Raw genomic sequence first — 26,457 nt, forward strand, 5'->3', positions numbered from 1 at the left:
GATGATGCTGGGGACGACGGAGAGGATGCTGATCACATGAGCGAGTTCGACTTCTGCCCGTGGTTGTTCTGGTCCCATGCGACCGAGGAGGACCGGCAGGCCCAGGCGGACCACGTGGCGGGGTTGCGCGGCCGGATGGAGCTGGGGGCGCCGGAGAAGGTGTTCATCTCGCCGCTGGCGGCCGTCTACGCGGATCGGCTCACCCTGGGGGAGCGCAGCTACATCGCGGCCCACGCGTACGTCACGGACGACGTGGTGATGGGGGACGACTGCACGCTCAACCCGTACTCGGTTGCGCGCGGGCGTGTGGTGCTCGGGAACGCCGTGCGGGTGGGGGCGCACACCTCCCTGCTCGGCTTCAACCACGGCGCCGCCCCCGACCGGCCGGTGTTCCGGCAGGCGATCACGTCGAAGGGCATCCGCATCGGCGACGACGTGTGGATCGGGTCGAACGTGGTGGTGCTGGACGGGGTGACGATCGGCGATCATGCCGTCGTCGGGGCGGGCGCGGTGGTCACCAAGGACGTGCCCGCCTGGGCCATGGTCGCCGGCAACCCGGCCCGCCTGATCCGCGACCGCCGCACCCCACGCCCCACCGCCCCGGCCCCAGACGCGGCGGACCGCCACACCCCGGGCGCGGCCGCCGTCCTGCCGGATGACGTCGCGACCTCGGGCCAGGCCGCTGTCGCACGTGCGGCCGGGCACGGCGCTGCGAAGGAAGCGGCCGGGCACGGCGCTGGAAAGGAAGGCGATCTGGAGCGGCTGCTCGCCGAATTCGCCGACCGGGCCAGGGACCAGGCCGAGGCGGTGCTGCGCCGCTGCTGGACGGGCGAGCGCTACGTGGACCGCCCGGACGCCGAGCCGACCGTACGGGCCTGGTGCGACGCGGTCGAGATCGCCGACCTGCTGCTCGGCGGCCCGCCGCCGATGCCCGCGCGGGACGAGATCGTCGGGTTCCTCCAGGACCGGCAGGACGCCGCCACCGGCCTGATCCCGGAGCTCGGCGATACAGGAACGCCGGCGCTCGACGGAGCCGCCGCCTACCACGTGCTCTGTGTCGGCTACGCGCTCGACCTGCTCGGCGCCCGCTTCCGCCACCCGGTCCACGCCGTCGCCGGCCTCGGCTCCCAGGACCTGATCGCCGCCCTGGACGCCCTCGACTGGAAGCGCAAGGCGTGGACGGCCGGCTCGTGGGTGGACACCGTCGGGACCGGCCTCTACCGCAACCTCGCCGACTTCGGCCTGCGCGGCGAGATCGAGACCCTGTACGGGTGGCTCCTGACGAGGTGCTCGCAGGCCCACGGCATGTGGGGCGAGCCGGATGCCGACGCGGGCTGGCTGCAGGTGGTCAACGGCTTCTACCGGCTCACGCGGGGGACGTTCGCGCAGTTCGGGGTGCCGCTGCCCCACCCCGAGCGGGCTGTCGACACCGTGCTCGCCCAGGCGCGCGACCCTCGCCACTTCGGCCCGGACATCGGGAACGCCTGCAACGTGCTCGACGTCATCCACCCGCTCTGGCTGGCGGGCAAGCAGACGCGGCACCGCCGCGAGGAGGGCGAGGCCTGGGCCAGGGAGCAGCTCGTCCGCGCGGTGGGCGGCTGGCAGGACGGCGCGGGCTTCAGCTTCGCCTTGACCCGGGGGACCGGTGCGACCCGCACCCCGGGACTGCAGGGCACCGAGATGTGGCTGGCCATCATCTGGCTGCTCGCGGACCATCTCGGGGTCTCGGACGCGCTCACGTACCGGCCTCGCGGCATCCACCGCCCGGAACCGGCCATCCAACTCCGCTGACTCCGCGCGGTTTCCTCACCGCCGTGCCGCCCGCAGGATAGGGGGAGCAACGACGGCTCCGGCGGCCATGTGATGATGTCCCCAAGCGGCACGGGGGAGGAAAACGATCGTGGGGTCTTTCGCGGGCAGCACCCTGCCCCCGGATGACATCGTCGTCTCGGCTCTGCGGGCGGGCGATGAGGCGATGTTCGCGGCGTTGCTCGACACCTGGTCGCGGGGCATGCTGCGGGTGGCCAGGACCTACGTGTCCACCGACGACTCCGCGGAGGAGGTGGTGCAGGACACCTGGCTGGCGGTGATCGGCGCCATCGACGGTTTCGAGGGCCGCTCGTCGGTCAAGACGTGGGTTTACCGCATCCTGGTGAACACGGCGAAGAAGCGCAGCGTGCGGGAGAGCCGTACACTGCCGTGGAGCGCCCTCGAACTGGACGCCGGACCGACCGTCGAGCCCTCGCGGTTCCACGGCACGGACGCCGCCCTGCCGGGAAGCTGGAAGGAGTCGCCCGCGGTCTGGCCGACCCCGGAGAGCCAGGCGCTCGCCGCGGAGGTGCGCGGCCTCATCGGAGAGGCTCTGGCCGGGCTGCCGCCGCGGCAGCGGATCGTGATCACGCTGCGTGACGTGGAGGGGTGTACCTCCGAGGAGGTCTGCGAGATCCTGGAGATCTCGGCAGCCAACCAGCGGGTCCTGCTGCATCGCGCGCGTGCGGTGGTCCGCGGGCGGCTGGAGGACTACTTCGAGTCGGTGAAGCAGGCAGAATAGGTGAAGCGGTTCATATCGCAGAGGGTAAGGCGGGCAACGTCGTGAAGCGGTTCACGTGCGGCGAACTGGTGGAAGTCATCACCGCCTACCTCGACGACGCCCTCGACCAGCCGTCCCGTGCCGGGATTGAGGTCCATCTGTCCTGCTGTGAGGACTGCGGGCACTACGTCGACCAATTCCGCTCGACCATCCGGGCCCTCGGCGACCAGCCTCCCGAGAAGTTGTCGCATCGCACGCGGGAGCGGCTGATGTCCGCCTTCAGGAGCCGGCGACCCGCCTGAGAATTCTCCTGTAACGCTCGCGTGGCTCGCGGGTCTGTAGACCCATGCGCCACGTGACGATCGGGCCGACGCCACCCCAGGACGACTCGGAGGCCCAGGAGGCCTCCGAAGCGGCGGACAGCGCGGACGCGCCGCTGGAGGACGCCTCGGAGGTGGAGGAATACGCCCGCCGGTGCTTCCGCGCGGGCGGCGGCGATCGGGTGGGTGTCGAGCTGGAGTTTCTCGTCTTCGACCGGGCCGACGTCGCCAGGCACGTGCCGCTGGAGCAGGTCGCGCGGGCGTTGCCGCCGCTGCCCGGCGGGAGCCGGGTGACGTTCGAGCCGGGCGGCCAGCTGGAGCTCTCCGGGCCCGCAGGGCTGCTGTCCGGCGCGATCGACGGGCTCACCGCCGACCTGGCCGTGGCCCGCCGCGCCCTCGAGGCCGCGGGCCTGGCGCTGGCGGGCGTGGGCCTCGATCCGGTGCGCCCGCCCCGTCGGCAGTTAAACCTGCCCAGGTACGAGGCCATGGCGGAGTTCTTCGGCGGTCCCTACGGGCCGTTGATGATGTGTTCGACGGCCTCCATCCAGGTCAACCTGGACCTGGGATGGCGGCCTGAGACCCGCTGGGAGCGGGCGCACCTGCTGGGCCCCGTCCTGACCGCGGCCTTCGCCAACTCCCCGCTCAGCGGCGGCCGCCCGTGCGGCTGGATGTCCGGCCGCCAGGCCGTGTGGGACAACCTCGACCCGACCAGAACGGTCCCCGTCCCCGTGTCCGGCGACCCGGCCGCGGACTGGGCGGACTATCTGCTCGACGCCCGCCTCATGCTGGTGCGGGAGGACGGGGACCGCTGCCGGCCGGTCCGCGACGGCTCGACCTTCCGCGACTGGCTGGCGACCGGCGAGCCCACCGCGGCGGATCTGGCGTACCACGCCACCACGGTGTTCCCTCCGGTACGCCCCCGCGGCTGGCTGGAGATCCGCTACCTCGACGCCCAGCACCCGGCGACCTGGCCGGTGTGCGTGGCCGTGACCTGCGCGCTCATCGCCGACGACCGGGCCGCCGACGCGGCGCTGGCCGCCGCGGAGCCGTACCGGGCGATGTGGCCGGAGGCCGCGCGGTGCGGGCTGGCGGACCCGCGGCTGGCCAAAGCCGCGGAGGCGTGCTTCCGCGCCGCGCTCGAGGCGCTGCCCCGCCTGGGCGCGACGCCCGCCCTGGTCGGCGAGGTGGCCGCCTTCGCCGACCGGCATGTGACACCCGGCCGCTCGCCGGCGGCCGACCTCATAGACCTGGGCCCCCGGGCCTGGCTGACCGAAGGGGGACGAGTGTGAACGACTTCAAGGAACGCGTCGCGGCCCAGCTGATCGCGGTGCGCGACCGGTCGCTGACCTACACGGAAGCGGACGACGATGTGCTCGTCCACCAGCACTCGCCGCTGATGTCGCCCCTGGTGTGGGACCTCGCGCACGTCGGCAACTACGAAGAGCTGTGGGTGCTGCGGGCCGCCGCGGGCATCACGCCGCTCCGGCCCGAGATCGACGACATCTACGACGCCTTCAAGACGCCGCGCAAGGACCGGCCCACGCTGCCGTTCCTGCGCCCGGCCGAGGCCCGCGACTACATCGGCGGCGTACGCGGCCGCGTGCTCGACGTCCTGGACGCCGTCGATCTGGAGGACCCGAGCCCGCTGCGCCGCGACGGGTTCGTGTTCGGCCTGGTGATCCAGCACGAGCACCAGCACGACGAGACCATGCTCGCCACGCTGCAGCTGTCGCGGCGGCCCGGCATGGTGCGGGACGGCGCCCTGCCGCCCGGACGCGCGGCGGGCGCGGAGGAGGTGTACGTCCCCGCCGGCTCGTTCCTGATGGGCACCGACACCCTGCCCTGGGCCTACGACAACGAACGCCCCGCCCACCGGGTCGACCTGCCCGCCTACTGGATCGATCGGCTGCCCGTCGGCAACGCCGCCTACGCCGCGTTCATCGAGGACGGCGGCTACCACGACCCGCGCTGGTGGACGCCCGAGGGCTGGCGGTGGCGGCAGGACAGCGGCGTCTTCGCCCCGCTGTTCTGGGTCAAGGACGGCGGCACGTGGTGGCGCAGCCGTTTCGGCCGTACCGAGCTCGTGCCGATGGACGAACCCGTCCAGCACGTGTGCTGGTACGAGGCCGACGCCTACGCCCGCTGGGCGGGCAAGCGGCTGCCCACCGAGGCGGAATGGGAGAAGGCGTGCGGCTGGGACGCCGCGGCGGGCCGGGCCCGCAAGTACCCGTGGGGCGATCAGGATCCCACGCCGGAGCTCGCCAACCTCGGGCACCGGGCGGCCCGGCCCGCGCCGCTCGGCGCCTACCCCGGCGGGGCGAGCCCGTACGGGGCCGAGCAGATGGTCGGAGACGTGTGGGAGTGGACCGACACGTGGTTCGGCGGCTACCCCGGCTTCAGCGCCTTCCCCTACCGCGAGTACAGCGAGGTCTTCTTCGGCCGCGACTACCGCGTGCTGCGCGGCGGCTCGTGGGCGGCCGACCCCGCCGCGGTCCGCACCACGTTCAGGAACTGGGACTATCCGATCCGCCGGCAGATCTTCACCGGGTTCCGCTGCGCCCGCACCGCGGAGCAGCGCTAGTGTGCCGCCACGCGGCCTGGCTCGGCGCGCCGAGACCCGCCGCCACGCTGATCCACGAGCCCGAGCACGGCCTGCACTCTCAGTCGTACGCGCCCCGCCGGCAGCGGCACGGCACGGTCAACGCCGACGGCTTCGGCATGGGCTGGTACGACCCGGACCGCCCCGAACCCGTCCGTTACCGCCGTTCGATCCCGATCTGGGCGGACGCCAACCTGCCCGCGCTCGCGCAGGTGGCCCGCTCCGGCTGCCTGCTGGCGGCCGTCCGCTGCGCCACCTCCGGCATGCCGGTCGAGGAGAGCGCCACCGCGCCCTTCACCGACGGGCCGTGGCTGCTCAGCCACAACGGCCGCGTCGCGCGGGAGGCGGTCAGGGACCTCGCCGACGCCGCCGAGAGCGCCTGCGACTCCGCCTGGCTCGCCGCCGCCGTGTTCCAGCGGCTGCGTACCGGGCTCGACCTCGGCCAGTCCCTCGCCGAGGTCGTCGTGAAAGCCGGGGCGAGGGACCCCGGCGCCCGCTTGAACCTGCTCGCCTGCGATGGCGGGTCGCTCGCCGCGACCGTCTGGGGCGACACCCTCTTCGTCCGCCCTTTAGAGGACGGCGTTCTCGTGGCGAGCGAGCCGCTTGACGACCTGCCTGGATGGCAGGCCGTGCCGGAGCGGAGCCTGCTGCTCGCCACCGCCGCCGACGGCGTACGCGTCCAGCCCTTGTGACTACTGGGAGATCTTGTGCCTATCAGCCAGTCCACCGTGCGGTTGATCAACCATCTTGACCGCGACTACCTGCGCAACGCCCTCGAACACGACGTCAGAACCGGCCTGACCGCGACCCCCAAATGGCTGCCGCCCAAGTGGTTCTACGACGAGGTGGGCAGTGACCTGTTCTCCCAGATCACCCGGTTGCCGGAGTACTACCCGACCCGACGCGAGCTGGCCATCCTCCGGGCGCGGGCGGGCGAGCTCGCGGCGGCCAGCGGCGCGGACACGCTGGTCGAGCTGGGGTCGGGGACCAGCGAGAAGACCGTCCTGTTGCTCGACGCCCTCACCGCGGCCGGGACGCTGCGCGGTTACACGCCGGTGGACGTGGACGCGGTCACGTTGCGGTCGGCGGCGCACCGGCTGGCAGAGCGCTACCCCGGGCTCGCCGTGCAGGCCGTGTGCGCCGACTTCGAACGGCATCTGCGCCTGCTGCCACGTACGGGGCGGCGTATGGTGGCCTTCCTGGGTGGCACCATCGGGAATCTGGATCCCGCCGCCCGCGAGGTCTTCCTGAAGGAACTGCACGACAGTCTCAGCCCCGGTGACACCTTCCTGCTCGGGGCCGACCTGGTGAAGGACCGGGGACGGCTGGTCGCCGCCTACGACGACACGGCCGGCGTGACGGCCGCCTTCAACCGCAACGTGCTGCACGTGATCAACCGGGAGCTGGACGCCAGCTTCGACCCGGACGCCTTCGAGCACGTCGCCCTGTACGACGAGCGCAACGACTGGATCGAGATGCGGCTGCGTGCCTCCAGGGCCATGCGGGTGCGGCTCGGCGGGCTCGGGCTGGCCGTGGACTTCGCCGAAGGGGAGGAGACGCGTACCGAGATCAGCGCCAAGTTCCGGCCGGACGGCCTGCGCCGCGAGCTGGCGGCGGCGGGGTTCGCGGTGCGCCGCTGGTACACCGACCCTGCCGGCGACTTCGCCCTCCTCCTGGCCGAGGCGTGACCCGGGAAGAGGCCACAGCGGGCTGGGAGACGGCGGAGACCGTCGCGAAGGCGTGGCGGGCGGCGCGATCCGTCGTGCCGCCGGGGCTTCTGGACGCGGCCGGGTGCAACGTGCCCAGCGACCGCACGTTCGACGCCGTGGTCGCGCACCTGCGGCTGGAGCGCGAGCGCGGCGGCTACGCGGCCGAGCCGGACCTCACCCCGGCGCGGTCGGCGCTGGCCGCCCTGGTCGAGGCGGAGCCCGCCGACGTCGCGTTCGCGGAGAGCGGGACGGCGGCGATGGCGGCGCTGCTCGGCGGCTGGCGGCTGCCCCCGGGCAGCCGCGTCGGCTTCGCCCGTACGGAGTACGGCAGCACGCTGATGCTGCTGCGCCGCCTGGCCGCGGAACGCGGATGGAAGCTCGTCGAGCTGCCCGTGGACGACGACTCCCGCATCGACCTGGACGGGCTGCGGTCGGTGCTTGCCGCGGGGCTGGACCTGGTCAGCGTGGTGCACGTCGCCTCGCACCGGGGCGTCGTGCAGCCTGCCGCGGAGATCGGCGCCCTGTGCCGGGCCGCCGGGGTGCCGCTGGTGCTGGACGTCTGCCAGTCGCTCGGCCAGGTGCACGCCGGCGGCGTGGGCGCGACCGTCTATGTGGGCACCTCCCGCAAGTGGCTGGCCGGGCCACGCGGGGTCGGATTCCTCATCGTGCCCGGCCTCACAGCGGAGATGGACGCCGCCGTCCCGACGCTCGGCGGCCACGTGTGGGCGGCGGGCACGCGGGCGCGTCGTGCGCTCCCGGATGAGCCGTCGCCGCCCGTGGGCGCGGCCGGGAGCGAGCCGCCGCCCCTGGGCGTGGCCGGGGACGAGCCGTCGCCGCGGCCCGGCGCGATCCGCTACGAGGGCGCGGAGGGCGGGATCGCGGCGCGGATCGCGCTCGGCGTGGCGGTCCAGGAACACCAGGCCCTCGGCCCGGCCGCCGTCCACGCCCACCTGGCGGGCCTCGGGGGCATGGCACGGCGCGTTCTCGACGGCGCCGGCGGGTGGCGGGTGGTCGAACCGCTCGACGAGCCCTCCGCCCTCGTCACCCTCAAGCCGCCACAGGGCGGGTCGGCCGATGACGTCAGGTCGCGGGCGGCCCGGGCGGGCCTGCTCGTGGGCGCCGCCCCCGTCGCTCGGGCTCCCCTGGATCTGCGCGAGCCCGTGCTGCGCGTGTCCCCGCCCCCGGGCACTCCCGCGGAAACGCTTCAGGCACTCGCCCGCCTCCTGGAGAGCTGACCACGGTGCCGTCACGCGGCGCCGGCCAGGGCGCTCGGCCGGCCGCGTGGCAGGTCCTCGCAAAATCTGTCCCATGCGCGAGCCCGATCTTCACCATGGGTTGCCGACGGTCGGGCATGTGACCCCGGCATACGCGATGAGCAGGCATAACGTCCCCGTGACCGGTACACGCCATGGGGCATATGTTGGTTACATCGGCTCGTTCTCGCGTGCGGTCGCCTACTCACCAGAGCCGATGCGAGGCATCGATGACCAATGCCACAGTGCGCGCCTCGGCGCACACGTACACCGACGGACTACCTGCCGAGCTGACCAGTTTCATCGGGCGCCGGCACGAAGTGGCGATGGTCAAACGCCTGATGGCCGACGCCCGCATGGTGACCCTCACCGGGCCCGGCGGCGTCGGCAAGACCCGGCTGGCCCTGCGCGTCGCCGCCGACCTGCGACGGGCCTTCCCCGACGGGGTCTGGCTGGTAGAACTCGGCGAGCTCGACCACCCCGCGTTGCTGCCTCAGGCCGTGGTCGCCGCGCTGAAGATCCAGGATCACTCCGCCCGCCCGCCCATCCAGGTGCTCACGGATCGTCTGCGCGAGCAGCGGGTGCTGGTCCTCCTGGACAGTTGTGAACACGTACTCAACGAGTCCGCAATGCTGGCTCAGACGCTGCTGACCTCCGCCCCAGAGCTGCGCATCCTGGCCACCAGCCGCCAGTTGCTGGGCATCGCCAGCGAGCACGTTTTCGCAGTGCCGACGCTGCCAGGCCCCGACTCCGAGCACGGCGAGCCGCATCCCATATCCGACGCGGCCCGGCTCTTCGCCGAGCGGGCCGAGGCCGTCGTGCCCGGTTTCACCGTCACGAACGAGAACCGGGACATCGTCGAGCGGATCTGCCGCCGCCTGGACGGCCTGCCGCTCGCCATCGAACTCGCCGCCGTACGGCTGCGCGCGCTCTCGGTCCACCAACTGCTCGAGCGGCTGGACGATCGCTTCCGGCTGATCACCACGAGATCGACGGTCACTGCGCCGCGCCACCGGACGCTGCGCGCCTTGATCGACTGGAGCTACGACCTGTGCACCGAGCACGAGCGCCTGCTGTGGGCACGCATCTCGGTGTTCCGCGGCACGTTGGATCTGGAGGCGGCCGAAGCGGTCTGTGCCGGGGACGGCATCGCCCGTGACGAGATCGTCGACCTTGTGGGCGGCCTGACGGAGAAGTCCGTCCTGATCAGGGAGGAGCATCCCTCGGGAGTGCGATACCGGCTGCTGGACACCATCCGGCAGTACGGGAAGGAGCGGCTGATCGCCTCCGGGCAGGACCAGGAGCTGAAACGCCGCTATCGCGACTACTACCGGGAGCTGTCGCGCGACGCGCGGGCGCAGCTTTTCGGCCCCGCGCAGATCAAACTGCTGAACCGGCTGCGGGTCGAGCATTCCAACCTGCGCATGGCCCTGGAATACTGCCATGCCGAGCACGCCGGGCTCTGCATCGACATGGCCAGCGACCTCCTCTACCACTGGATCTCCAGCAGCCACCTGGGTGAAGGACGCGACTGGCTCGAGCGGGGACTCGCGGACACCGCCGGCCTGTGCGAGGTCAGGGCTCGGGCGTTGTGGGCATGTGGCCGGCTCGCCATCATCCAGGGTGATCTGGCCTCGGCGGTCGAGCGGCTCGCCGAGAGCAGAGAGCTCGGCGAGCGACTCGGACTCGAACCGGTCCTCGGCTACGTCGCCCAGTACTCGGGCATGATCGCGATGGAGGAGGGAGACACCGCCTCGGCTGTCAGCTCCTTCCAGGAAGCGCTGGACCGTCATCGCGCCGTCACGGACCCGGAGGGCGAGGTCCAGGCGTTGACCTGGCTCACCTTCGCGTACTCCGTCCTCGGCGACTCGGAACACGCCGTCGCCGCCGCCGAGGCGGCTATCGCCGTCTGCGACGCCCATGGCGAGAGCTGGCACAAGTCGTACGCGATGACGGCGCTCGGCGTCGAGTTCTGGCGCCAGGGCGACACGCACCGCGCGACGGCCCTGCAACAGCAGAGCCTGCGCTTCTTCCACGCAGTGGACGACTCGGTCGGGGTCGGGGGCAACATCGAGGTGCTGGCCTGGATCGCCGCCTCGGAAAGGGACTTCACGCGGGCCGGCGAACTGCTGGGCATCCTGCGCAACATCTGGGAGCCGATCGGCGTGCCACTCCTGGGCATCGGCCACCTCATCCGCTACCACGACGAATGCGAGGCCCGTACGCGTCGCGCCCTGGGCGAGCAGGCCTTCCAAGCCGCCATCGAGCGGGGTACCAGGCTCTCCCGTGAGCAGGCGGTCGCCTACGCCCTCATGGAGGAGGCGCCGTCCGGCGGCCGGTCCGGCGAGACCGGCGGGCACTCGGCCCTCACCCGACGGGAGATGGAGATCGCCCGCCTCATCGCGCAGGGGATGAGCAACAAGGAGATCGCGGCGACGCTGGTGATCGCTCAGCGCACCGCCGAGGGCCACACCCAGCACATCCTGCGCAAACTCGGCTTCACCTCCAGGGCCCAGATCGCCGGCTGGGTCGCCGAGCAGGCCCGCCTCTCCGGAGAGGAACCTCCCGGCGGAGCACGAGCATGACTGCCCACGACACGATCCGGGACGTCCCGGCCGCCGAACAGCCGGCGGCGGACTGGTCACAGCCCGACACCTCTGCTTTCGTCGGACGAAGGCATGAGATCTCCGAAGTCAGGCGGATCCTGCCCAAGACCCGCCTGCTGACCCTGACCGGCGCGGGTGGTGTCGGCAAGACGCGGCTGGCGCGACGTGTCAGCGAGCTCGCGCGGCAGAAGTACCGGGACGGGGTTCGGCTGGTGGAGCTGGCCACCATCGACGACGAGGACCTGCTGGCCTCGGCCGTGGCCGCCGCGCTGGGAGTCCGTGACACCGGACCGGACGTCGTGGCTCAGCTGGTGGAGCGTCTGGCCGACAAACGGGTGCTGCTGGTGCTGGACAACTGCGAGCATCTGCTGGATGCGTGCGCTCGCCTGGTGCAGCGGCTCCTGCGCGACACTCCGTGGCTGCGGATCCTGGCCACCAGCCGGCAGTCACTCGGGGTCTACGGGGAGCGAGTGCTGTGTGTGCCGTCGCTCTCCGTACCCGAGCCCGGCGACACCACGCGCGACATCGCCCGGCGAGACGCCGTGCGCCTCTTCGCGGAGCGGGCGGCGACCATCCGGCCGGGTTTCGCCGTCGACGCGGCCAACGCCCGGGCGGTCGCCCGGCTGGCTCGGCGCCTCGACGGGATTCCGCTGGCCATCGAGTTGGCGGCGGTACGGCTACGCACGGCATCGGTGGAGGATCTGGCGAATGAGCTCGACAAGTGCCTGGACCTACCGGCCGAGACCGGCCCCGGCACCCTGGCACGCCACCAGACCCTGCGGAAGACCATGGACTGGAGCTTCGGGTTGTGCTCGTCCGGTGAGCGGCGACTGTGGGAGCGGCTGTCGATGTTCCCGGGGGGCGTGGACCTGGAGACCGCCGAAACCGTCTGCCCCGGGCAGGGGCTGGCACGCGAGGACGTGCTGGATCTCATGGCCGGCCTGGTGGACAAGTCCATCCTCTGCACAGCGGAGCAGCACGACGGCGGAGTCCGCTACCGCATGCTGGAGCCCATCCGTGCGTACGGTCGCGAGCGGCTGCCCTCCACGGACGCGCAGGCGTTGCGTGCGCGCTACATCGACCACTACCGCCGGCTGACCGGGCGCGTGCGCGTGGACCGGATGGAGCCCGGCCAGATCGACCACCACCGGACGCTGAACGCGGAGCTCCCCAACGTGCGGGTCGCCCTGGACCTCTGCTTCGACAGGCCCGGTGACGCGCCCGCCGGGTTGGAGATCGCCTCCGCGCTCTGGGCCCACTGGCTCCTCGCCGGCGCGCTCAGCGAAGGACGGCACTGGCTGAAACGCGGTCTCGCGCTCGTGTCACGACCGAACGCCACCCGGGCGATGGGCCTGTGGGCCAGCGGGCTGTTCGCCCTCTACCAGGGCGATCCGGCGGCCGGAGCCGACCTGCGGGAGTGCCTGGCACTCGCGCGGCAGTCGAGGGACGAGGCGGTGCTCGCGTTCGCCACCCAGATGTCCGGCATCGCGGCGCTGGCCGAGGGCGACCCCCAGGGCGGGCTCGCGCTCGTGGAGGAGGCTCTCACCCGTCACCGTGCGAGAGACGACGTCCACGCCGTGGGGGTCACGCTCTACTTCGCCACGCTCTTCGCCGCCCACCTGAGCCCGGACCGTGCCGCCGCCTACGGTGAGGAACTGGTGACGATGTGCGAACAGCGGGACGCGGCGCTCTTCCGCGCGTACGCCTTGTACGCGCTCGGCATCGCCCGCTGGGAACAGGGCGACTGGCGCCGGGCCGAGGCCAAGATGCGGGAGGTGACCGCCTTCTGGAGCGCCGTCGACGACCGATGGGGTCTCCTCCAGTGCCTGGAGGTGCTGGCCTGGACCGCTGGGGCTCGCGGGCGGCACGAGCGCGCCGCCTGGCTGCTGGGCGCCGCCCACGACCTGTGGCGGGCGGTCACCGCCTCTCCGTCGCGGCCGCGGTTCCAGGTGAAGTCACACCAGGAGTGCGTCGAGCGGGCACGGCGCGCACTGGGGGCCCAGGCGTACACGGCGGCCTTCCGGAAAGGTGCGAGGCTCAGGCTGTCCCGGGCGGTCGCCTACGCACTGGAAGAGCCATGACGAGCACCCGGCAGGGTTAGAGGAGGTCCTCGGCCTCAGGAGTAGAGCCGCTCAGGATCGATCAGCATGACGGCGCCGTTCTCCGCCGCGCGTAGATCCGCTGTGAACCCGGCAGCGCTGTAGCAGGCCAGGCGGGTAGATCGCATGTCATACCCACGGGCCGCGAGAAGGTCGCGGACGCGACGGAGCCGCTCGACATGCCCTTCGCACATGACGTCTCCCCATTTGACCTCTCCCAAGGACAGCACCCGGCGAGGCCCCCCGTCCGGCTCTGCCAGGACCACGACGTCGATCTCGTGGCTGGTCCGGCGTTCGGGATCGTTGACTACCCCGTGACCGATCTCTGCGGGAACGTCGCCGAAGGTCTCGGCTCCGGCGAAGTCCGCGGCCCATGTACGGCAGACCTCTTCGAAATGCGGCCCCACCACTCCGCTCAGGAACCGGTCACGGCTGCGCTTCCAGACCTGCTCGGCCCGCCTGCGTTCGAGTTCCCGCCACGCCGGGCGCATCACCGAGTGGTAGAAGCTGATCAGCGGTTCTGTGATCCGGTAGAGAGGGCGGGCCGCACGCAACATGTCAGGGGATTTGGCGAGCAGCCCGGCGTCTTCGAGCACGGCGAGTGGGTGACTGATCTCCGTGGCCTTGCGGCCTATGTAGTTGGCGATGCCACCGCGCGAGGCGTTCCCCTCCGCCACCGCCGCCAAGACGGAGTGGTAGAGAGCGGGATCGCGCAGGTCCGGCTCCTCTGCGAGGAGATAGCGCGCCTCTCGGAAGAGCGGGCGGGCGGGATTCAGCACCGCGCGCTTGACCCAGTCGTCGAAGTCGGCGAGCGACCGCGGAACGTCGTCGCGAACGTATTCGCGGCGGTAAGCAGGTGTTCCGCCCACCACGGCGTGCGTCAGCAGGGCTAGTCGCGGATCGCTGATCTGCCAGAACTCGGCGGCCAGCCGGTAATCGAGCGTGGGCACGACCAGTTCCAGACCGGCTCTGCCGCGCAATGGCGCGTTCCCTGCCAGCAGCCCGCCCATGAAAGTGAGGGCGGAGCCGCACAGGATCAGGCGGATCGGCGATCCACCCTTGCGCCGCCGCAGGTCCAGGGCTGCCTGGAGGACGGACGGCAGCTCGGGCGAGACCTTCACCAGGTAAGGGAATTCGTCGATCACCACAGGAAGCGGTGACGACGTATCCAGGTCGAGGATCGCCTCGATAATCGCACGCCAGGAGGTGAAGTGGAGCGGTGCGGGGCTGCCGAGCCGGGCGGCCAGCAACTCGCCGATCATGTGGAAGTGCTCGGCGGGAAGTGCCTCGGTGCCTTCGATATAGATCCCTCCAGCGGCGTCGCAGATGGATCCGAGGAGAAGCGTCTTGCCCTGGCGTCGCCTCCCCGACACCACGCCGAGTGTCGGACATGGGGAGTCGTCGTTGATGAAGTCGACCAGTTCGGCCCACTCCACCTCGCGATCGAAGATCTCGGAAGGCTTGGTGATGTCCACTCCAGCAATATAGAAGTATGATTATTATAAATCTAGTTCAACATGCGACTATAACTCGCCTTGATCTTGGGCGACGAAGGCGTCGCTGCCGTTGTCAGTCATCTGCAAGAGCTTGCAACCAGATTGCCAGTGCCATCGGAGATCGTCTTGCCTGTGCTGCTCATCGCTGTGCGTACCCCCAGCGTCACTGTGGCACTTTCAGCCAGCGTCATCGCAAGAAACACGAGGTGAGAAATGGCCACGACGACGATCAGCGCGTCCACGCTCAACGGGCGCCACCACAAGAGCGCGCTCACGATCTTCATGGTCATCGTGGTGGCCCACTGGGCCGAGCACGTGACTCAGGCCGTGCAGGTCTATGCCTGGGGCTGGCCGTTAAGCGAGGCCCGGGGCGTGCTCGGCATGCCCTTCCCCTGGCTGGTGACCTCGGAGTGGATGCACTACGGGTACGCGCTGCTCATGCTCGTGGGCCTCATCATGCTGCGCAAGGGCTTCACCGGCAGGTCGCGTACATGGTGGAACATCTCTCTCGGCATCCAGGTGTGGCACCACCTGGAGCATCTGCTGCTGCTCGTGCAGAAGCTCAGCGGCGTCTACCTGGCGGGCCGTCCGGTCCCGACGAGCGTTCTGCAGCTGGTCCTGCCCAGGATGGAGCTGCACCTCTTCTACAACGCCCTCGTCTTCGCGCCCATGGTGGTGGCGATGCTCCTCCACCGCCACCCCACCCCCGCTGAGCGGTCGGGCGCCTCCTGCACCTGCGCGATCGCACACTAGGTCATGACGGTCACGAAACGGCGTTTGAGCGGGTTCACGGTGGCGCTGGCCGTTGTAGGACTCTTGTTGCTGTTCGTGTCCGTCCCCGCGCTCGGCCCGGCCATACGGGCCGCGCGCGCCGACGGGGTGAGCGGGGTGTTCACCGCCAAGCAGTTGCGGTGCGTGCAGCATCCCGGGCACGAGTCCTGCGTCTGGGCCGGGGACTTCGCCTCCGGCGACGGGCGCGTCCTGCGGCGCGATGTCGAACTGTACGGCAGCGATCGCACCGTGCTCGCAGCCGGACAGACCACCCAGGCCGTGGATACGGGGCGCGAGTCCCGCGTCTACGGGCCGGGCGGCTCGGGGGAGTGGATGTTCACCACGGTGCTCGCGCTGGCTGGGTTGACCGTGCTGACCGTGGCCGCCAGGCGCGTGCGGGGGTCGCGCGACTGACGCGTTTCATCGGGCGTCCACACGGGCCTCGACGTACGGCACCAGCCTGACCGGACCCACGAGGCCGTACGGCTGGCGGGCCAGACCACCGTAGACGGCCGGGTCGGCGACGCGGAGCCGGTTGCCGAGTGGCGTCGCCACCTCCACCTGCAGGGTCCTGGCGCCTCGCCCGAGGTCAACGACCGGATTGAGCTGGTTCACGGGATGCAGGCGGCGGCCCTCGACGAGGACCCGGCACGTGTCGGTCACCTCGCCGAGGTCCAGGTACGCCCCGCCTTCCACGTGGACGTCAGTGGTGTACAGGCCGATGCCCGAGACGTCGGCCAGCTCCGGAATGGTCGACCAAGAGGCGAGCCGGTCGAGATCCAGCAGGTGCGCGACCGTGCCCTCCGGCCGCCAGTCCTCCACTTCCAGCCGCCACGACGACAGCACGGTCGGCTCGGGTACCGGCCCGATGACGGAGGTGACGGTCCGGCCGTCGGACAGCGTGGTCGTGTACGTCCCCGCGCGGGAGGCGCGCACCACCAGAGTGCTCCCGTCGTACCTGACCAGGTCGGCGTCCGTCGCGACCACGTGCGGCGCCGTCCGCGCCGGGGTCCCGAACAGGCCGGGACGGCCGATGGCCACGACCATCGACTCGCCCGGCCGCAGCGCCACCCGCAGCCGGATCCCGTCGCCCTCCTCCGTGTAGAGCGCCGCCCGCTGGACCCGCCCCGTCCACGGGTCCAGCAGGTACGGCACCCCGTCCCGGGCCGTTCGGGCCAGCGTGACGTCGTGGTCGATGGGGGCCACAGGCGGTTTGGGGTTCTCGACGTGTTTGCCGTTGCACAGGTAGTAATAGTCGACGTCCCCGGCCACGCGGCGGGCCGTGAGCAGCGTGGACGCGGTGGCGTACCGCACGTCGGGGCGCACACCGAGCGCGTCGAGCGCGGCGGGGACGTCCGCCTGGGCGGCGACCATGCGCACGGTGGGGCGGGTGAGCAGGTCTGCGATCATGGCCCTGAGCTGCTCGTTCTCGCCGTCGCGGGCGACGCCGGGCACAGCGGCGGCCCGCCAGGCCCCGAGCAGCACGATGGGCAGCCCGGCCCCGGCGTACTCCAGCAGCCGCCGCGCGACCCGGAGGGCCATCGTGCATTCGGCGGCGTAGAACTTGTCGCCTTCGACGAACAGCGCCTTGTACGCCGGCCCGCCCGGTGCCAGCCGCCCCCGCGCGACCCGGGCGGCTGGAAGATCGAGCAGCGGCTCGCTGATGAACTGATGCGTCCACCCGGCGGGCACGCCGCTCGAGGTGAACCAGGAGGCTCCGATGCCGGTCTTGGTGTAGCCGGTCTGCCGCAGGACCGCTACGTCGGCGCGCGGCGCGCCGGCCCGCATGACCGCATGCACTCGGGCGAAATATCCCGATAAATCGCTCATGTGCCGCCAGGTCGGCTGGCGCGGCCCCCAGGACTCCGCGTAGCCCGCCGTCCCGTTGTACGGCGTGAACGCGGCGAAGCCGGGCCAGCCGGCGCCCGGGGCGGAGGCGTAGGAGAAACCGTGCAGCACGGTCTGGTTGAGCCCCGCCGCGTACGCGCCGCCCATGGTACGTAGCAGCTTCTTCCAGGTGGTGGTGTACGCCCCGCCCTGGTACGCCCCTGCCTCGCAGGACATCACCTCCCGCCCGGCGAGGTCCCGGCCCCCGGCCAGGCAGCGGTAGTCGTCGAGGTTCTTGAACCCGAGCGACTCGCCCTCGGGCACGTCGATGATCGCCGCCGCGGCGATGGCGTCCGTCTGCAGCCCGTACGGCTGCGCCCGCAGCTCCAGGCCGATCGAATGCGCCCAGTCGCGCAGCATCCCGAAGTGGTGCTCGTTGAACAGCTCGGACACGGTGTCCCAGTAGTCCTTACGCGCGTGCCGGGTCAGCGCCGCGTTGTAGGCGAAGACCGGGTCCTCTTCCTTCAGGACGATGACGGGCAGGAAGGGCGCCACGTCGTAGCCCCGCCGCCGCTTGAACTCCGCCGGCAGCCCGGGCGTCCACGGCAGCGCATCCGTCTCGATCTCGATGGAGTCCTCGAACAGCGCGCCCCCCGAACGTTTCAGCAGCCTGCGCAGAGCAGGCGTCAGCAGCGTGGACTCCCAGTAGTCGATCACCGCGTGGGTGCCCGCCCGGCTGAAGTGGTCGATGACATACGCTTCCGGCTCGGTGTGCGGGCCGGACTCGGGGCGCTGGCCCGAGCCGCGCTCCCAGTACGCGATCAGCACCCACTCGCCGTCGGCCGGTGCGCTCCAGGTGACCTGCCCGCCGGTTACGGCCACCTCGACCACGGAAGCGGGGTCGAGGCCGGTCTCGTCGCGGGTGGAGTGGGCGGGCTCGATCCTGGCCGCCTGGACGAGCAGCAGCTTACGGACCGGATGGCCGGCCACGGCGGGCGGCGGCACCTCGCCCGTGTAGGTCGCGCCCGCGGCCACCGTCATCGACCCGTAGGCCAGCTCCTTGACCGCCGCCTCGCTCTCGGGCGTGATCGTGGGGACGGCCGCCGGCCAGGACGGGCCGATGGTGAGGTCGATCGTGAGACCGCGCCTGGCCGCCTGGTCGAGCGCGGCCTCGACGCCGGCGTTCCACGCGGGTGTGCCCCAGCCGTGCCCGGCCGGGTCGAGCACGGACTTGTCGCGGATGCTGTGGTGCACCGCCGCGATCTCAGCGCCGCCGAACCCGGCGTCGGCGAGCTGGTCGACCTCCCGCCGGATCTCGGCGGGGTCGACGTGCGCGTCCGGCCACCACCAGCGCACCATCGGGCGGACGGCTCGTCGCGGCCGGGCGAACCAGCCTGCGCCGGCGGCGTCAGGCGGGCCAGAGGAGCCCGCCGAGGCGGAGGCGGCCGGGGAGGCGAGGGCGAGCGTGGTGGAGGCGGCGGCGGCCGAGAAGAGGAAGCCGCGACGCGTGAGGTCGTTCAACGGGCGCTCCAGGGGGTGAGGACGGCGCCGGCCGGCGGGGCGCCGCCCGCTCGGCCGGCACCCCGCCGTCCAGGCCTCGCCTAGCTGGGGATCGGATAAGGGAAGGCGCTGGTGACGCCGATCTTGTCGTACTCCATCTTGGAGGCGTCGAAGCCGGTTGCCCAGTTGGCGTTCTTGACCTCGTTGCACTGGTAGCTCTGGTACTTGTCGTCGCTGACCTTGCCGACCTCGATGTTCTCGAAGGAGAACCCGCAGCCGCCGGCGTCCATGTGCACCCCGCGGGTCCCGCTGTCCGGCATCGCGCCACCGGGGTCGTTGATGACGTCGCCGATCACCATCTGCGAGACGTGGTTGTCGATCGGGTGCGGGTCGGAATTGGAGACGCCGTAGGTGTAGAAGGCGCCCATGTCCCCGCTGTCCAGCCCCGCCTCCTCGATGCGGATGTAGGAGAACCGGTTGTTGCGCGCGTAGTTGTCCTCGTCCTTGACCTCGGGACGGACCTCGAGGCTGATGCCGTAGCGGGCGCTGTGCTTGACGACGATGTTGCTGACCACGTTGTTGCCGGTGCTCAGCAGCTCGATGCCGGCCGCGTCGCCGGGGACCAGCTCGCCGACGTGGGAGATGTAGGTATTGGAGATCGTATGATGTCCAGAAATGTCGCCCTCGCCCGGATATCCGCCCTCGACCTTGACGCCGTCGGCGCCGACATTCTCCAGCAGGCTGTCGGACACCTTGACGCGCTCGTTCGCGAACAACATGTAGACGCCCATGAAGCCGCTGTCGGACAGCCGCAGCCTGGTCAGGTCGATGTCCCGGGTGTTGGTCAGCGTGATCATGCCGAACCGGTTGCGCGGCATCTCGATCTGCCGGTCGTAGACCGGATACTTGTGCTCGTAGCCGGAGTCGCCCTCGCTGATCCACCCGGCCCGATACCAGTCCACGAAGTCGGAGTACTGCAACGCCAGCCCGTCGAAGGTGACGTTCTGCACGCGCCGGTCGGGGGAGGACCCGGCCAACGAGATGATCGTCTTCACGGTCGGGGCCATGACCTTGTCGATCGACGTGCGCGGCCAGTAGTAGACCTCACTGTTGGCGAAGTCGAAGTAATACTCGCCCGGCTGGTCCAGGAACCGCAGCGTGTTCTGCAGGAAGTAGCGCGAGCCGCTGCGGCTGTTGACGAACGAGTAGCGCGCCCAGTGGTTGAGCGTGAAGAAGTTCTTGCGGAAGTCGGCGCCGCCCAGCGGCACGGTGTCGGTGAACCAGCTCCACGAGCCGCCCGACCAGACCACGATCTGGGAGTTCTTGTCGAAGTCGGCGTCCCACTCCTTCGGCACGTCCTCGGGCTTGAAGTACAACCACTGGCGCACCGCCTCCTTCTCCGGCTCGCCCAGCACGGAGAACAGGTAAGGCGACCAGAGGTCGTCGCTCGTCCGGTTCGGGTGACGGGCGGTCGTGGCGCGCTTGCCGTCCTCGAAGAGCGTGTAGAAGGCCCGGTCGAGCTTGGTCTTGTAGATGGTGTCGGTGTGCTTCTGCCAGCCGGTCAGCGGCTTGGCGCCGAGCAGGCGGGCCTTGCCGGGGCCGTCCGCGCTGCGGTAGATGATCTTGTGACCGTTCTCGCCGGAGTCGGCCTCGGTGAAGGTGATCGTTTTGTCCACGACGTAGTCGCCGGCCTTGAGATTGACGACGATGTCGCACTTCTGCTGCCGCTTCTTCGACCGCAGCTGGTCGCGGGCCTGCTCGATGGACGTCCACGGGCGCTGGGCGCTGCCGTCGCCCTGGTCGCCGCCCGCGGGGGAGACGTAGTAGTCGCACGAGGGCCTGGCCGCCGGGGTGGGCGTCGTCACCCCGCCGAGGAGTAAGACGATCGCGCCCAAGGACCTGAGGATCACTGGCTCTCCTTAACTTCCCGCCACCGTTCGTACTCGGCGCGGGTCTCGGGGGTGAGGGGGTAGTAGTCCGACAGGGCGCCGCCCTCTTCGATGCGGGCGCGGCTGTAGCGCTCCCACTGCTCGTGGTCGGCCGCCGCCTCCAGCACCGACTGCGCGCGGCGGCGCGGCACCACCACGGCGCCGTCGTCGTCGGCCACGACCAGGTCGCCGGGCAGGGCGAGCGTCCCGCCGACCGCCACGGGCACGTCGTACGCCCACGGGAACAGCTCCGCCTGCGAGGCGTAGTGCGGCGTGGCCCCCGTGGACCAGATCGGCACGTTCAGCCCGCGTACCCTGGGCAGGTCCCTGATCCGGCCGTCCACGACGAGGCCCGCGCCGCCCTTGCGCTTGAAGTAGCGCACCAGCATGTCGCCGAAGCAGCCGGTGTACGCGCTGCCGTACGCCTGCACGACCAGCACGTCGCCGGGCTCGATCCGCTCCAGCACGGCCCACAGGGCGGTGTGCCGCTCCACATACTCCTGGCCGAGCCCCGAGGCGACGTCTTCCCGCTGCGGCATGAACTGCAGCGTGCGCACCCGGCCGGCGATCTTCTGTCCTTGGGCGATGGGACGCGGTCCCTCGATGAAAGTCCGCCGGATGCCCTGGGCGTGCAGCTTGGCGCAGGCGGTGGCCGAGCTGATCCGTGACAGCCCCTCCACGAGGGCGGGATCGGGCTCGGCGGGCAGCGACCCGCGAACAGGCAGATCCCAGATGGCGTCGTCCATGTATCTCCTCAGTAGTGCTGGTGCGACGGCGTGCGGACGCGCGCGGTCGTGTGCAGGTCGAGCCGGATGCGGCGGCCGGGCGGCAGCTCCACGAGCAGCCGCGGCCCGCCCACCGTCACCTCCCGCTCGGTCTCGGTGATCGGGGGAGAGGTGTAGGAACGCGGGTCGCCCGGGTAGTCGCCGTCGCCGGCCTGGGAGGCGACCACGCGGTCGATGCGGTGCTCGCCGAACGCGCCCGCCTGCACCACGACCCGGCGGGTGCGGGTCAGGCCCAGGTTGGCCAGCTCGACGCGGACGCCACCGGGCCGTACCGAATCGACCAGCGCGGCCACGTCCGGCGGCAGGCCCGGGCGGTGGCGGTCGGCGTCGAAGTACGCCAGCCTGGCCGGCAGCACCCCGCCGTTGTAGAGCACCTGCGGGGTGCCGGTGACCAGCTGCAGCAGCGCCTCGGTGAGCACCGGGTTGAGCCGCTGCCAGTGGTGCACGTGGATGGCGGCCGGGTCGGCGTCGTCGGCCTCGATGAGCGCCATCCGCCGCCGCACCTGGCCGAGCGCGGTGGTCAGCATCGCCTCGGGGAAGCCGGGGTTCGCGCCGCGCAGGAACTCCAGCCAGGGCGCCTCGTGACCGGCCTCCTCCTTGTTGCGGAACGGCCGCACCGTGGCCCAGTCGTAGCCGGCGGCGGCCCGGAGCCGGTCGATCCTGGCGGCGTCCGCGCGCCCCAGCGACATGTGCCAGAGCCAGACCGGCAGGCCCAGCTGCGGCGGCTGGAAGTCGAACCAGCCCTGGTCGTCGTGCCGGTTGGGCACCAGCATGGTCGGCTTGCCCGCCTCGTCGCCCAGCTCGGCCAGCCAGCGATCGCTGATGCTCATGTCCGTCTCGGTGACGCCGGCCTGGATCGCCCGGCCGTACACGGTCTCCAGAGGGTCGCGGCCGATCGCCAGCGCGTCGTCGTCGCCGGTCAGCAGGTGGGCGTTGACCGCGGCGATCGCGGCGGCGGCGCCCACGCTGTAGAGGCCGTGCGGCCACTGCCAGCCGTAGTTGCCGCCGTACCAGCGGCCGCCGTGCAACTCGCCGACCACTCCCGACGGGCCCACGTTGTCGGGCAGGATACCGTTGTTGGCCGTAGCCCGCCGCTGCCAGGCGCCGATGTAACGCAGCGCCCAGTCGCGGTAGCGGTCGTCGCCGTCGTACAGCCAGGCGTTGACGGCCAGGCTCGTCGCGGCCAGGTTGACGGCGACGTCGCCACGGCCGAGGCGCTCGCTCATCGCCGCGCCCATGCGGGCGGCGTTGTGCGGGTCGCCCAGGTCCTCCCACTCGGTGATGCCCGGCAGGTCGCGTAGCGGCAGCCCGTACGGCCGCATGCTGACCAGGTCCGTGTGGTAGGACGCCCACTCCCACTGCAGGCCGTAGCGAGGGCCGCCGGCGCCATTGTGCGGGGCGCGGATGATGTCGTGCTCGGCGTCGTAGTTCGCCGAGCCCGGCAGGTACAGGTCGGCGAAGCGGTACGCGCGATCGCGGAAACGCTCGTCGCGCGGGTCCGCGGCGCAGATGCCGTAGAGCAGCAGCAGCGACTCGCCCTGATGGAACCAGTCGTAGCCGCGCTCGAACTCGTCCACCAGATAGCCCAGCTCGGTGAGCTGCGCGGTGACCCCCTCCCAGTGGTGCTTGGCCGCCTCGAGCAGGTCGTCGGCGCCGCCCAGCTGGTAGAGCACCGGCCAGTTGAAGAACGCCTCGTAGAAGTCGTCGGCACCGTCCCGGTCGGCGGCGGGACCGTGGTAGATGAGCCGCCCGTCGGGCCCGCAGTAGCAGGCCGCGAAGGCCCGCCAGGCCTCGTCGAGCGTGTCGAACAGCCTGCGCTCGAGCACCGCCCAGGCCGGAGGCTCGCCGAGCGGGACGGTCGCCTTGATTTCCCGCATCGTCAACCTTTCGTCGCACCGGTGGTGAGGCCGCTGATGATGTGCCGTTGCATGAAGACGAAGAAGACCAGCAGCGGGGCAATGGCCAGCAGCAGCGTCGGGAAGACCACCGTGTAGTCGGTGGAGTACTGGCTGACCGCCGCGTACACGCCGGTGGTCACCGTGTAGAGGCCGCTGCCGGGGCCCAGGATGATCTGCGGGTTCACGAAGTCGTTCCACACCGAGAAGGTGTTGAGGATGACCATCGTGGCCACCGCGGGCCGCATCAGCGGGAAGACGATCCGCCAGAACGTCCGCAGCCTGCCCGCCCCGTCCACGGCCGCCGCCTGGTCGAGCACGGCCGGGATGGTGGCGATGTAGCCGGCGTACAGGAAGATCGAGAAGGGTAGCGTTAACACGGTCTCGAACAGGACGAACCCCCTGATGGTGCCCATCAGGCCGAGGGTCTTGAGCACGTACACGACCGGGATGACCAGCACCTGACCCGGGATGAACGTCCCGGCCAGGAAGAACAACATCAGCACGCGGAACCTGCGCTTGGGGCTGCGCGCGATCACGTACGCGGCGGGCGCGGCCAGCAACACCGACAGCACGTTGACCGCCACCACGAACAGCAGCGTGACCGCGTACCCCTTGACCACGTTGAACTGCGGGTTCGTCAGCGCCCTGCCCAGCGGTTCGAGCGTGAGCCCGCCGAGGCCGAACGGGTCGGCCAGGATGTGCTGCTGGCCCTTGAAGGCGTTGACCGTCAGCACGTAGAGCGGCACGAGCATGAACGCGACGGTCGCCCAGAGGAAGGTCCTTCTCATTGGTGCCCCTCTCATTGGTGCACTGCCAGCTCGCCGCGCCTGCGCAGCCGCGTCACCACGAAGGCCAGCGCCGCCGTCACCAGCATGAGGATCACCGACTGCGCCGAGCCGAACCCGAGCCGGGCGTCGTGGAAGGAGTTCCACAGGATGAGGTAGGCGACGGTCTGCGTCTGCCCGGCCGGGCCACCCGCCGTCAGCGACACCACCAGGTCGTACGTCTTCAGCAGCGTCACCAGCGACAACACGATGTTGACCGTCACCGACGGGCCGAGCGCCGGCAGCGTCACGTGCTTGAACACCTGCCACCGCGTCGCCCCGTCGATCCGCGCCGCCTCGATCAGCGAGTGCGGCACCGCCTGCAGTCCCGCCAGGTAGAGCACCACGTTGACGCCGAACCCGGCCCACACCAGCACCGCGATCATGGTGACCGTGGCCCACGCCGGGTCGGACAGGAACGGGATGACCTCCCCGCCCCAGGTGGTGATGAGGTTGTTGACCGCCCCGCCGGTCCCCAGGATGGCCGACCAGAGGAAGCCGACGACCAGCGCGCTCAGCACGTGCGGGTAGAACAGCACGATGCGGAAGAACGTGTTGGCCCGCGAGGCGCCGTTCACCAGCAGCGCGAAGCCGAGTCCCAGGAGGTTCAGCCCCGCCGTGCCGGCCGCCGCGACCAGCAGCGTGACCAGGGCGGCGCGGCGCAGGTCGGGGTCGTCGAGCAGGTCGGCGTAGTTGGCGGCGCCGACGAAGGCCGGGTTGGCGCTGAAGCCGTCCCAGTCGGTCAGGCTCAAGTAGAGCGCCAGCCCGACCGGGACGATCAGCATCACCGTGTAGAGCGCGGTGGCGGGACCGACCATGATCGCGGTGACGAGCCCGTCATGGCGCTTCTTCGGCTGCTCGGCGACGGCCCGGGTCACGATCGGGGGTGCTTCTCGGGTGAGGGTCATGAGCGGCCGGCCAGCCAGCGGTCCACGCCCTCGGCCGCCTCCTTGGGCGACTTGCCCACGTACAGGCCCTGGACCTCGGTGTTCCACGCGGCGTTGAAACCCTTGGGCAGGGTCGCGTCTCCGTAGCCCTCGCCCTGCGGGACCCCGGACGGCGCGCCGTCGAGGATCTCCTGCACCTGCTTCTCCAGCGGCGTGAACTCGCGCTCGACGCCGGTGCGGAAGTTGCCGTCCTGCTTGAGCTGGCTCTTGACCGCGGCCGGGTCGGTGACCAGCCACTGGACCAGCTTGAGCGCCGCGTCCTTGTTCGGGGTGGACTTCAGGATCATGTACGGGGCCGCGAGCGTGGCGCCCTGCGGACCGGGGTAGGTCTGCCCCTTGTCGACCGGGGCGGCGAAGACGCCCACCTCGAAGTCCTTCTTGGCCTTGGCCTCGGCGGCGGTGAACCAGCTCCCCATGACGTACATGGCCGACTTGCCGGACAGGAACGCGGTCTCGGCGTCGGCGTACTTCATGCCGAGCGCGTTCTTGTCGACGTACCCCTTGTCGATCCAGGTGCGGTAGCGCTCCAGATAGGGCAGCAGCGTCTCGCCGGCCTTGAGCTTGCCGGCCTTGACGTCCTGCTGCCAGGCGGGATGCGTCTGCCCACGCGAGGGGTTGGAGAGCTGGAGCAGCTGCAACCCCGTGAGGAAGTCGCCCCCGGTCTGCAGCGGCAGGAAACCGGCGTCCTTGAGCTTGCCCATGGCCGCGTCCAGCTCGTCGAACGTCGTCGGCGGCTTGGCGATCCCGGCCTTCTCGAAGGCCGTCTTGTTGTAGAAGACCAGCGACTGCGCCTGCACGCCGACGCCCACTGTGTAGATCTTGCCGCCCAGCTTGGCCTGCTCGGCGAGCGGCGTGTCCTTGGCCCACGGCTGATCGGTCAGCTCGAGCATCTGCTTGGCCAGCGTCTCGTCCGCCATCAGTGTCTCGACGACGTCAGGGGCGTTGCCCGCGGCGAGCTGCTGCGGCAGCGTGTCGGCCACGCCCTTGCCGGTCGGGGCCTCGATCTTGACGTCGATGCCCGGGTTGGCCTGCTCGAACGGCTTGACGAGGCCGTCCCAGTAGGCCTGGGTGAGGTTGGGGCTGATGTTGACCAGCATCCTGACCGTGACCTGGCCGCCCTTGCTCTGCTGGGCTTGGGAGTCGCCGGCGAATCCGCCTCCGCCGCACGCGGTGAGCAGGAAGAGACAGCCGATCGCGGGCAGGGCGAGTGATGGGCGGGGGGAACGCATCGCACCTCCAAGGGGGCGAGATCTGCGACGCCTTTTAATGGGTCGTTACTCGATTAGCGATTATTTAATACGTTGGTAACCTGGGTCGGTCAAGGGGTTTTACGCCGTGACAAATCCATTTCCGGCCGGTGACTGA

The 26,457-nt window shown here is 70.8% G+C and carries 20 protein-coding genes; 12 read left to right on the forward strand and 8 right to left on the reverse strand.

Annotation, left to right across the window (positions count from 1 at the left end):
• Positions 1 to 36: 36 nt before the first annotated feature.
• The 10 genes from Q9G87_RS09035 to Q9G87_RS09080 all read left to right on the forward strand — a co-directional run bounded on the left by Q9G87_RS09035 (position 37) and on the right by Q9G87_RS09080 (position 13,098).
• A complete protein-coding gene (locus Q9G87_RS09035; RefSeq protein WP_305915781.1) occupies positions 37 to 1,791 on the forward strand; it encodes an acyltransferase in 1,755 nt (584 codons plus the stop codon).
• 109 nt (positions 1,792 to 1,900) lie between these two features.
• Positions 1,901 to 2,551, forward strand: a complete 651-nt coding sequence (locus tag Q9G87_RS09040; RefSeq protein WP_305915782.1) for an RNA polymerase sigma factor — start codon at positions 1,901 to 1,903, stop codon at positions 2,549 to 2,551.
• A 41-nt stretch (positions 2,552 to 2,592) separates the two neighbouring features.
• Positions 2,593 to 2,832 (forward strand): anti-sigma factor family protein, encoded by a 240-nt coding sequence (locus tag Q9G87_RS09045; RefSeq protein WP_305915783.1) that lies wholly within the window; start codon positions 2,593 to 2,595, stop codon positions 2,830 to 2,832.
• A gap of 152 nt (positions 2,833 to 2,984) precedes the next feature.
• Complete coding sequence (gene egtA / locus Q9G87_RS09050) at positions 2,985 to 4,139, forward strand: ergothioneine biosynthesis glutamate--cysteine ligase EgtA (RefSeq protein ID WP_305916333.1); 1,155 nt, start codon at positions 2,985 to 2,987, stop codon at positions 4,137 to 4,139.
• Complete coding sequence (gene egtB / locus Q9G87_RS09055) at positions 4,136 to 5,431, forward strand: ergothioneine biosynthesis protein EgtB (protein WP_305915784.1); 1,296 nt, start codon at positions 4,136 to 4,138, stop codon at positions 5,429 to 5,431. Before egtA ends, egtB begins: the two co-directional genes overlap by 4 nt.
• Positions 5,431 to 6,141 carry an ergothioneine biosynthesis protein EgtC gene (gene egtC / locus Q9G87_RS09060; protein WP_305915785.1) on the forward strand — a complete coding sequence of 237 codons (711 nt, stop codon included), beginning with the start codon at positions 5,431 to 5,433 and terminating at the stop codon, positions 6,139 to 6,141. Before egtB ends, egtC begins: the two co-directional genes overlap by 1 nt.
• Before the next feature lie 15 nt (positions 6,142 to 6,156).
• On the forward strand, positions 6,157 to 7,137 hold the full coding sequence (gene egtD / locus Q9G87_RS09065; RefSeq protein WP_371825755.1) for an L-histidine N(alpha)-methyltransferase: 981 nt from the start codon (positions 6,157 to 6,159) through the stop codon (positions 7,135 to 7,137).
• Positions 7,134 to 8,393, forward strand: coding sequence for an ergothioneine biosynthesis PLP-dependent enzyme EgtE (gene egtE, locus Q9G87_RS09070; protein ID WP_305915786.1), 1,260 nt, complete (start codon positions 7,134 to 7,136; stop codon positions 8,391 to 8,393). Before egtD ends, egtE begins: the two co-directional genes overlap by 4 nt.
• Before the next feature lie 248 nt (positions 8,394 to 8,641).
• Positions 8,642 to 10,996: an ATP-binding protein gene (locus Q9G87_RS09075; protein WP_305915787.1), complete on the forward strand. Its 2,355-nt coding sequence runs from the start codon at positions 8,642 to 8,644 to the stop codon at positions 10,994 to 10,996.
• Positions 10,993 to 13,098 (forward strand): ATP-binding protein, encoded by a 2,106-nt coding sequence (locus tag Q9G87_RS09080; RefSeq protein ID WP_305915788.1) that lies wholly within the window; start codon positions 10,993 to 10,995, stop codon positions 13,096 to 13,098. The genes Q9G87_RS09075 and Q9G87_RS09080 overlap by 4 nt, the downstream gene beginning before the upstream one ends.
• Positions 13,099 to 13,133: 35 nt before the next feature.
• Here Q9G87_RS09080 and Q9G87_RS09085 read toward each other — a convergent pair whose 3' ends face one another.
• Complete coding sequence (locus Q9G87_RS09085) at positions 13,134 to 14,591, reverse strand: ATP-binding protein (RefSeq protein ID WP_305915789.1); 1,458 nt, start codon at positions 14,589 to 14,591, stop codon at positions 13,134 to 13,136.
• A 234-nt stretch (positions 14,592 to 14,825) separates the two neighbouring features.
• On the opposite strand from Q9G87_RS09085, the gene Q9G87_RS09090 reads away from it, so the two are divergent.
• Together Q9G87_RS09090 and Q9G87_RS09095 are read left to right on the forward strand one after the other, a co-directional pair.
• A complete protein-coding gene (locus Q9G87_RS09090) occupies positions 14,826 to 15,365 on the forward strand; it encodes a hypothetical protein (protein ID WP_305915790.1) in 540 nt (179 codons plus the stop codon).
• A gap of 24 nt (positions 15,366 to 15,389) precedes the next feature.
• On the forward strand, positions 15,390 to 15,797 hold the full coding sequence (locus Q9G87_RS09095) for a hypothetical protein (protein WP_305915791.1): 408 nt from the start codon (positions 15,390 to 15,392) through the stop codon (positions 15,795 to 15,797).
• Between the two features lie 6 nt (positions 15,798 to 15,803).
• Here the strand turns inward: Q9G87_RS09095 and Q9G87_RS09100 are convergent, their stop codons facing one another.
• The 7 genes from Q9G87_RS09100 to Q9G87_RS09130 all read right to left on the reverse strand — a co-directional run bounded on the left by Q9G87_RS09100 (position 15,804) and on the right by Q9G87_RS09130 (position 26,321).
• Positions 15,804 to 18,731, reverse strand: coding sequence for a glycosyl hydrolase (locus Q9G87_RS09100; RefSeq protein WP_305915792.1), 2,928 nt, complete (start codon positions 18,729 to 18,731; stop codon positions 15,804 to 15,806).
• Positions 18,732 to 18,811: 80 nt separating this feature from the next.
• On the reverse strand, positions 18,812 to 20,620 hold the full coding sequence (locus Q9G87_RS09105) for a right-handed parallel beta-helix repeat-containing protein (protein WP_305915793.1): 1,809 nt from the start codon (positions 20,618 to 20,620) through the stop codon (positions 18,812 to 18,814).
• Positions 20,617 to 21,384: an RraA family protein gene (locus Q9G87_RS09110; RefSeq protein ID WP_305915794.1), complete on the reverse strand. Its 768-nt coding sequence runs from the start codon at positions 21,382 to 21,384 to the stop codon at positions 20,617 to 20,619. The genes Q9G87_RS09105 and Q9G87_RS09110 overlap by 4 nt, the downstream gene beginning before the upstream one ends.
• Before the next feature lie 8 nt (positions 21,385 to 21,392).
• Positions 21,393 to 23,300 carry a hypothetical protein gene (locus Q9G87_RS09115; RefSeq protein WP_305915795.1) on the reverse strand — a complete coding sequence of 636 codons (1,908 nt, stop codon included), beginning with the start codon at positions 23,298 to 23,300 and terminating at the stop codon, positions 21,393 to 21,395.
• A 2-nt stretch (positions 23,301 to 23,302) separates the two neighbouring features.
• Positions 23,303 to 24,109: a carbohydrate ABC transporter permease gene (locus Q9G87_RS09120; protein ID WP_305915796.1), complete on the reverse strand. Its 807-nt coding sequence runs from the start codon at positions 24,107 to 24,109 to the stop codon at positions 23,303 to 23,305.
• 11 nt (positions 24,110 to 24,120) lie between these two features.
• Complete coding sequence (locus tag Q9G87_RS09125) at positions 24,121 to 25,053, reverse strand: carbohydrate ABC transporter permease (protein WP_305915797.1); 933 nt, start codon at positions 25,051 to 25,053, stop codon at positions 24,121 to 24,123.
• On the reverse strand, positions 25,050 to 26,321 hold the full coding sequence (locus tag Q9G87_RS09130) for an ABC transporter substrate-binding protein (protein WP_305915798.1): 1,272 nt from the start codon (positions 26,319 to 26,321) through the stop codon (positions 25,050 to 25,052). Before Q9G87_RS09130 ends, Q9G87_RS09125 begins: the two co-directional genes overlap by 4 nt.
• Positions 26,322 to 26,457: the final 136 nt, after the last annotated feature.

Origin of the sequence: Nonomuraea turcica (assembly GCF_030718205.1) — a bacterium.
Taxonomy (GTDB): domain Bacteria; phylum Actinomycetota; class Actinomycetes; order Streptosporangiales; family Streptosporangiaceae; genus Nonomuraea.

Bases quoted from the DNA above. Each gene is read 5' to 3' on its own strand.
- Q9G87_RS09075 (WP_305915787.1), top strand. From the start codon at position 8,642: ATGACCAATGCCACAGTGCGCGCCTCGGCGCACACGTACACCGACGGA.
- Q9G87_RS09035 (WP_305915781.1), top strand. From the start codon at position 37: ATGAGCGAGTTCGACTTCTGCCCGTGGTTGTTCTGGTCCCATGCGACC.
- Q9G87_RS09125 (WP_305915797.1), bottom strand. From the start codon at position 25,053: ATGACCCTCACCCGAGAAGCACCCCCGATCGTGACCCGGGCCGTCGCC.
- Q9G87_RS09120 (WP_305915796.1), bottom strand. From the start codon at position 24,109: ATGAGAAGGACCTTCCTCTGGGCGACCGTCGCGTTCATGCTCGTGCCG.
- Q9G87_RS09130 (WP_305915798.1), bottom strand. From the start codon at position 26,321: ATGCGTTCCCCCCGCCCATCACTCGCCCTGCCCGCGATCGGCTGTCTC.
- Q9G87_RS09090 (WP_305915790.1), top strand. From the start codon at position 14,826: ATGGCCACGACGACGATCAGCGCGTCCACGCTCAACGGGCGCCACCAC.
- Q9G87_RS09080 (WP_305915788.1), top strand. From the start codon at position 10,993: ATGACTGCCCACGACACGATCCGGGACGTCCCGGCCGCCGAACAGCCG.
- Q9G87_RS09115 (WP_305915795.1), bottom strand. From the start codon at position 23,300: ATGCGGGAAATCAAGGCGACCGTCCCGCTCGGCGAGCCTCCGGCCTGG.
- Q9G87_RS09110 (WP_305915794.1), bottom strand. From the start codon at position 21,384: ATGGACGACGCCATCTGGGATCTGCCTGTTCGCGGGTCGCTGCCCGCC.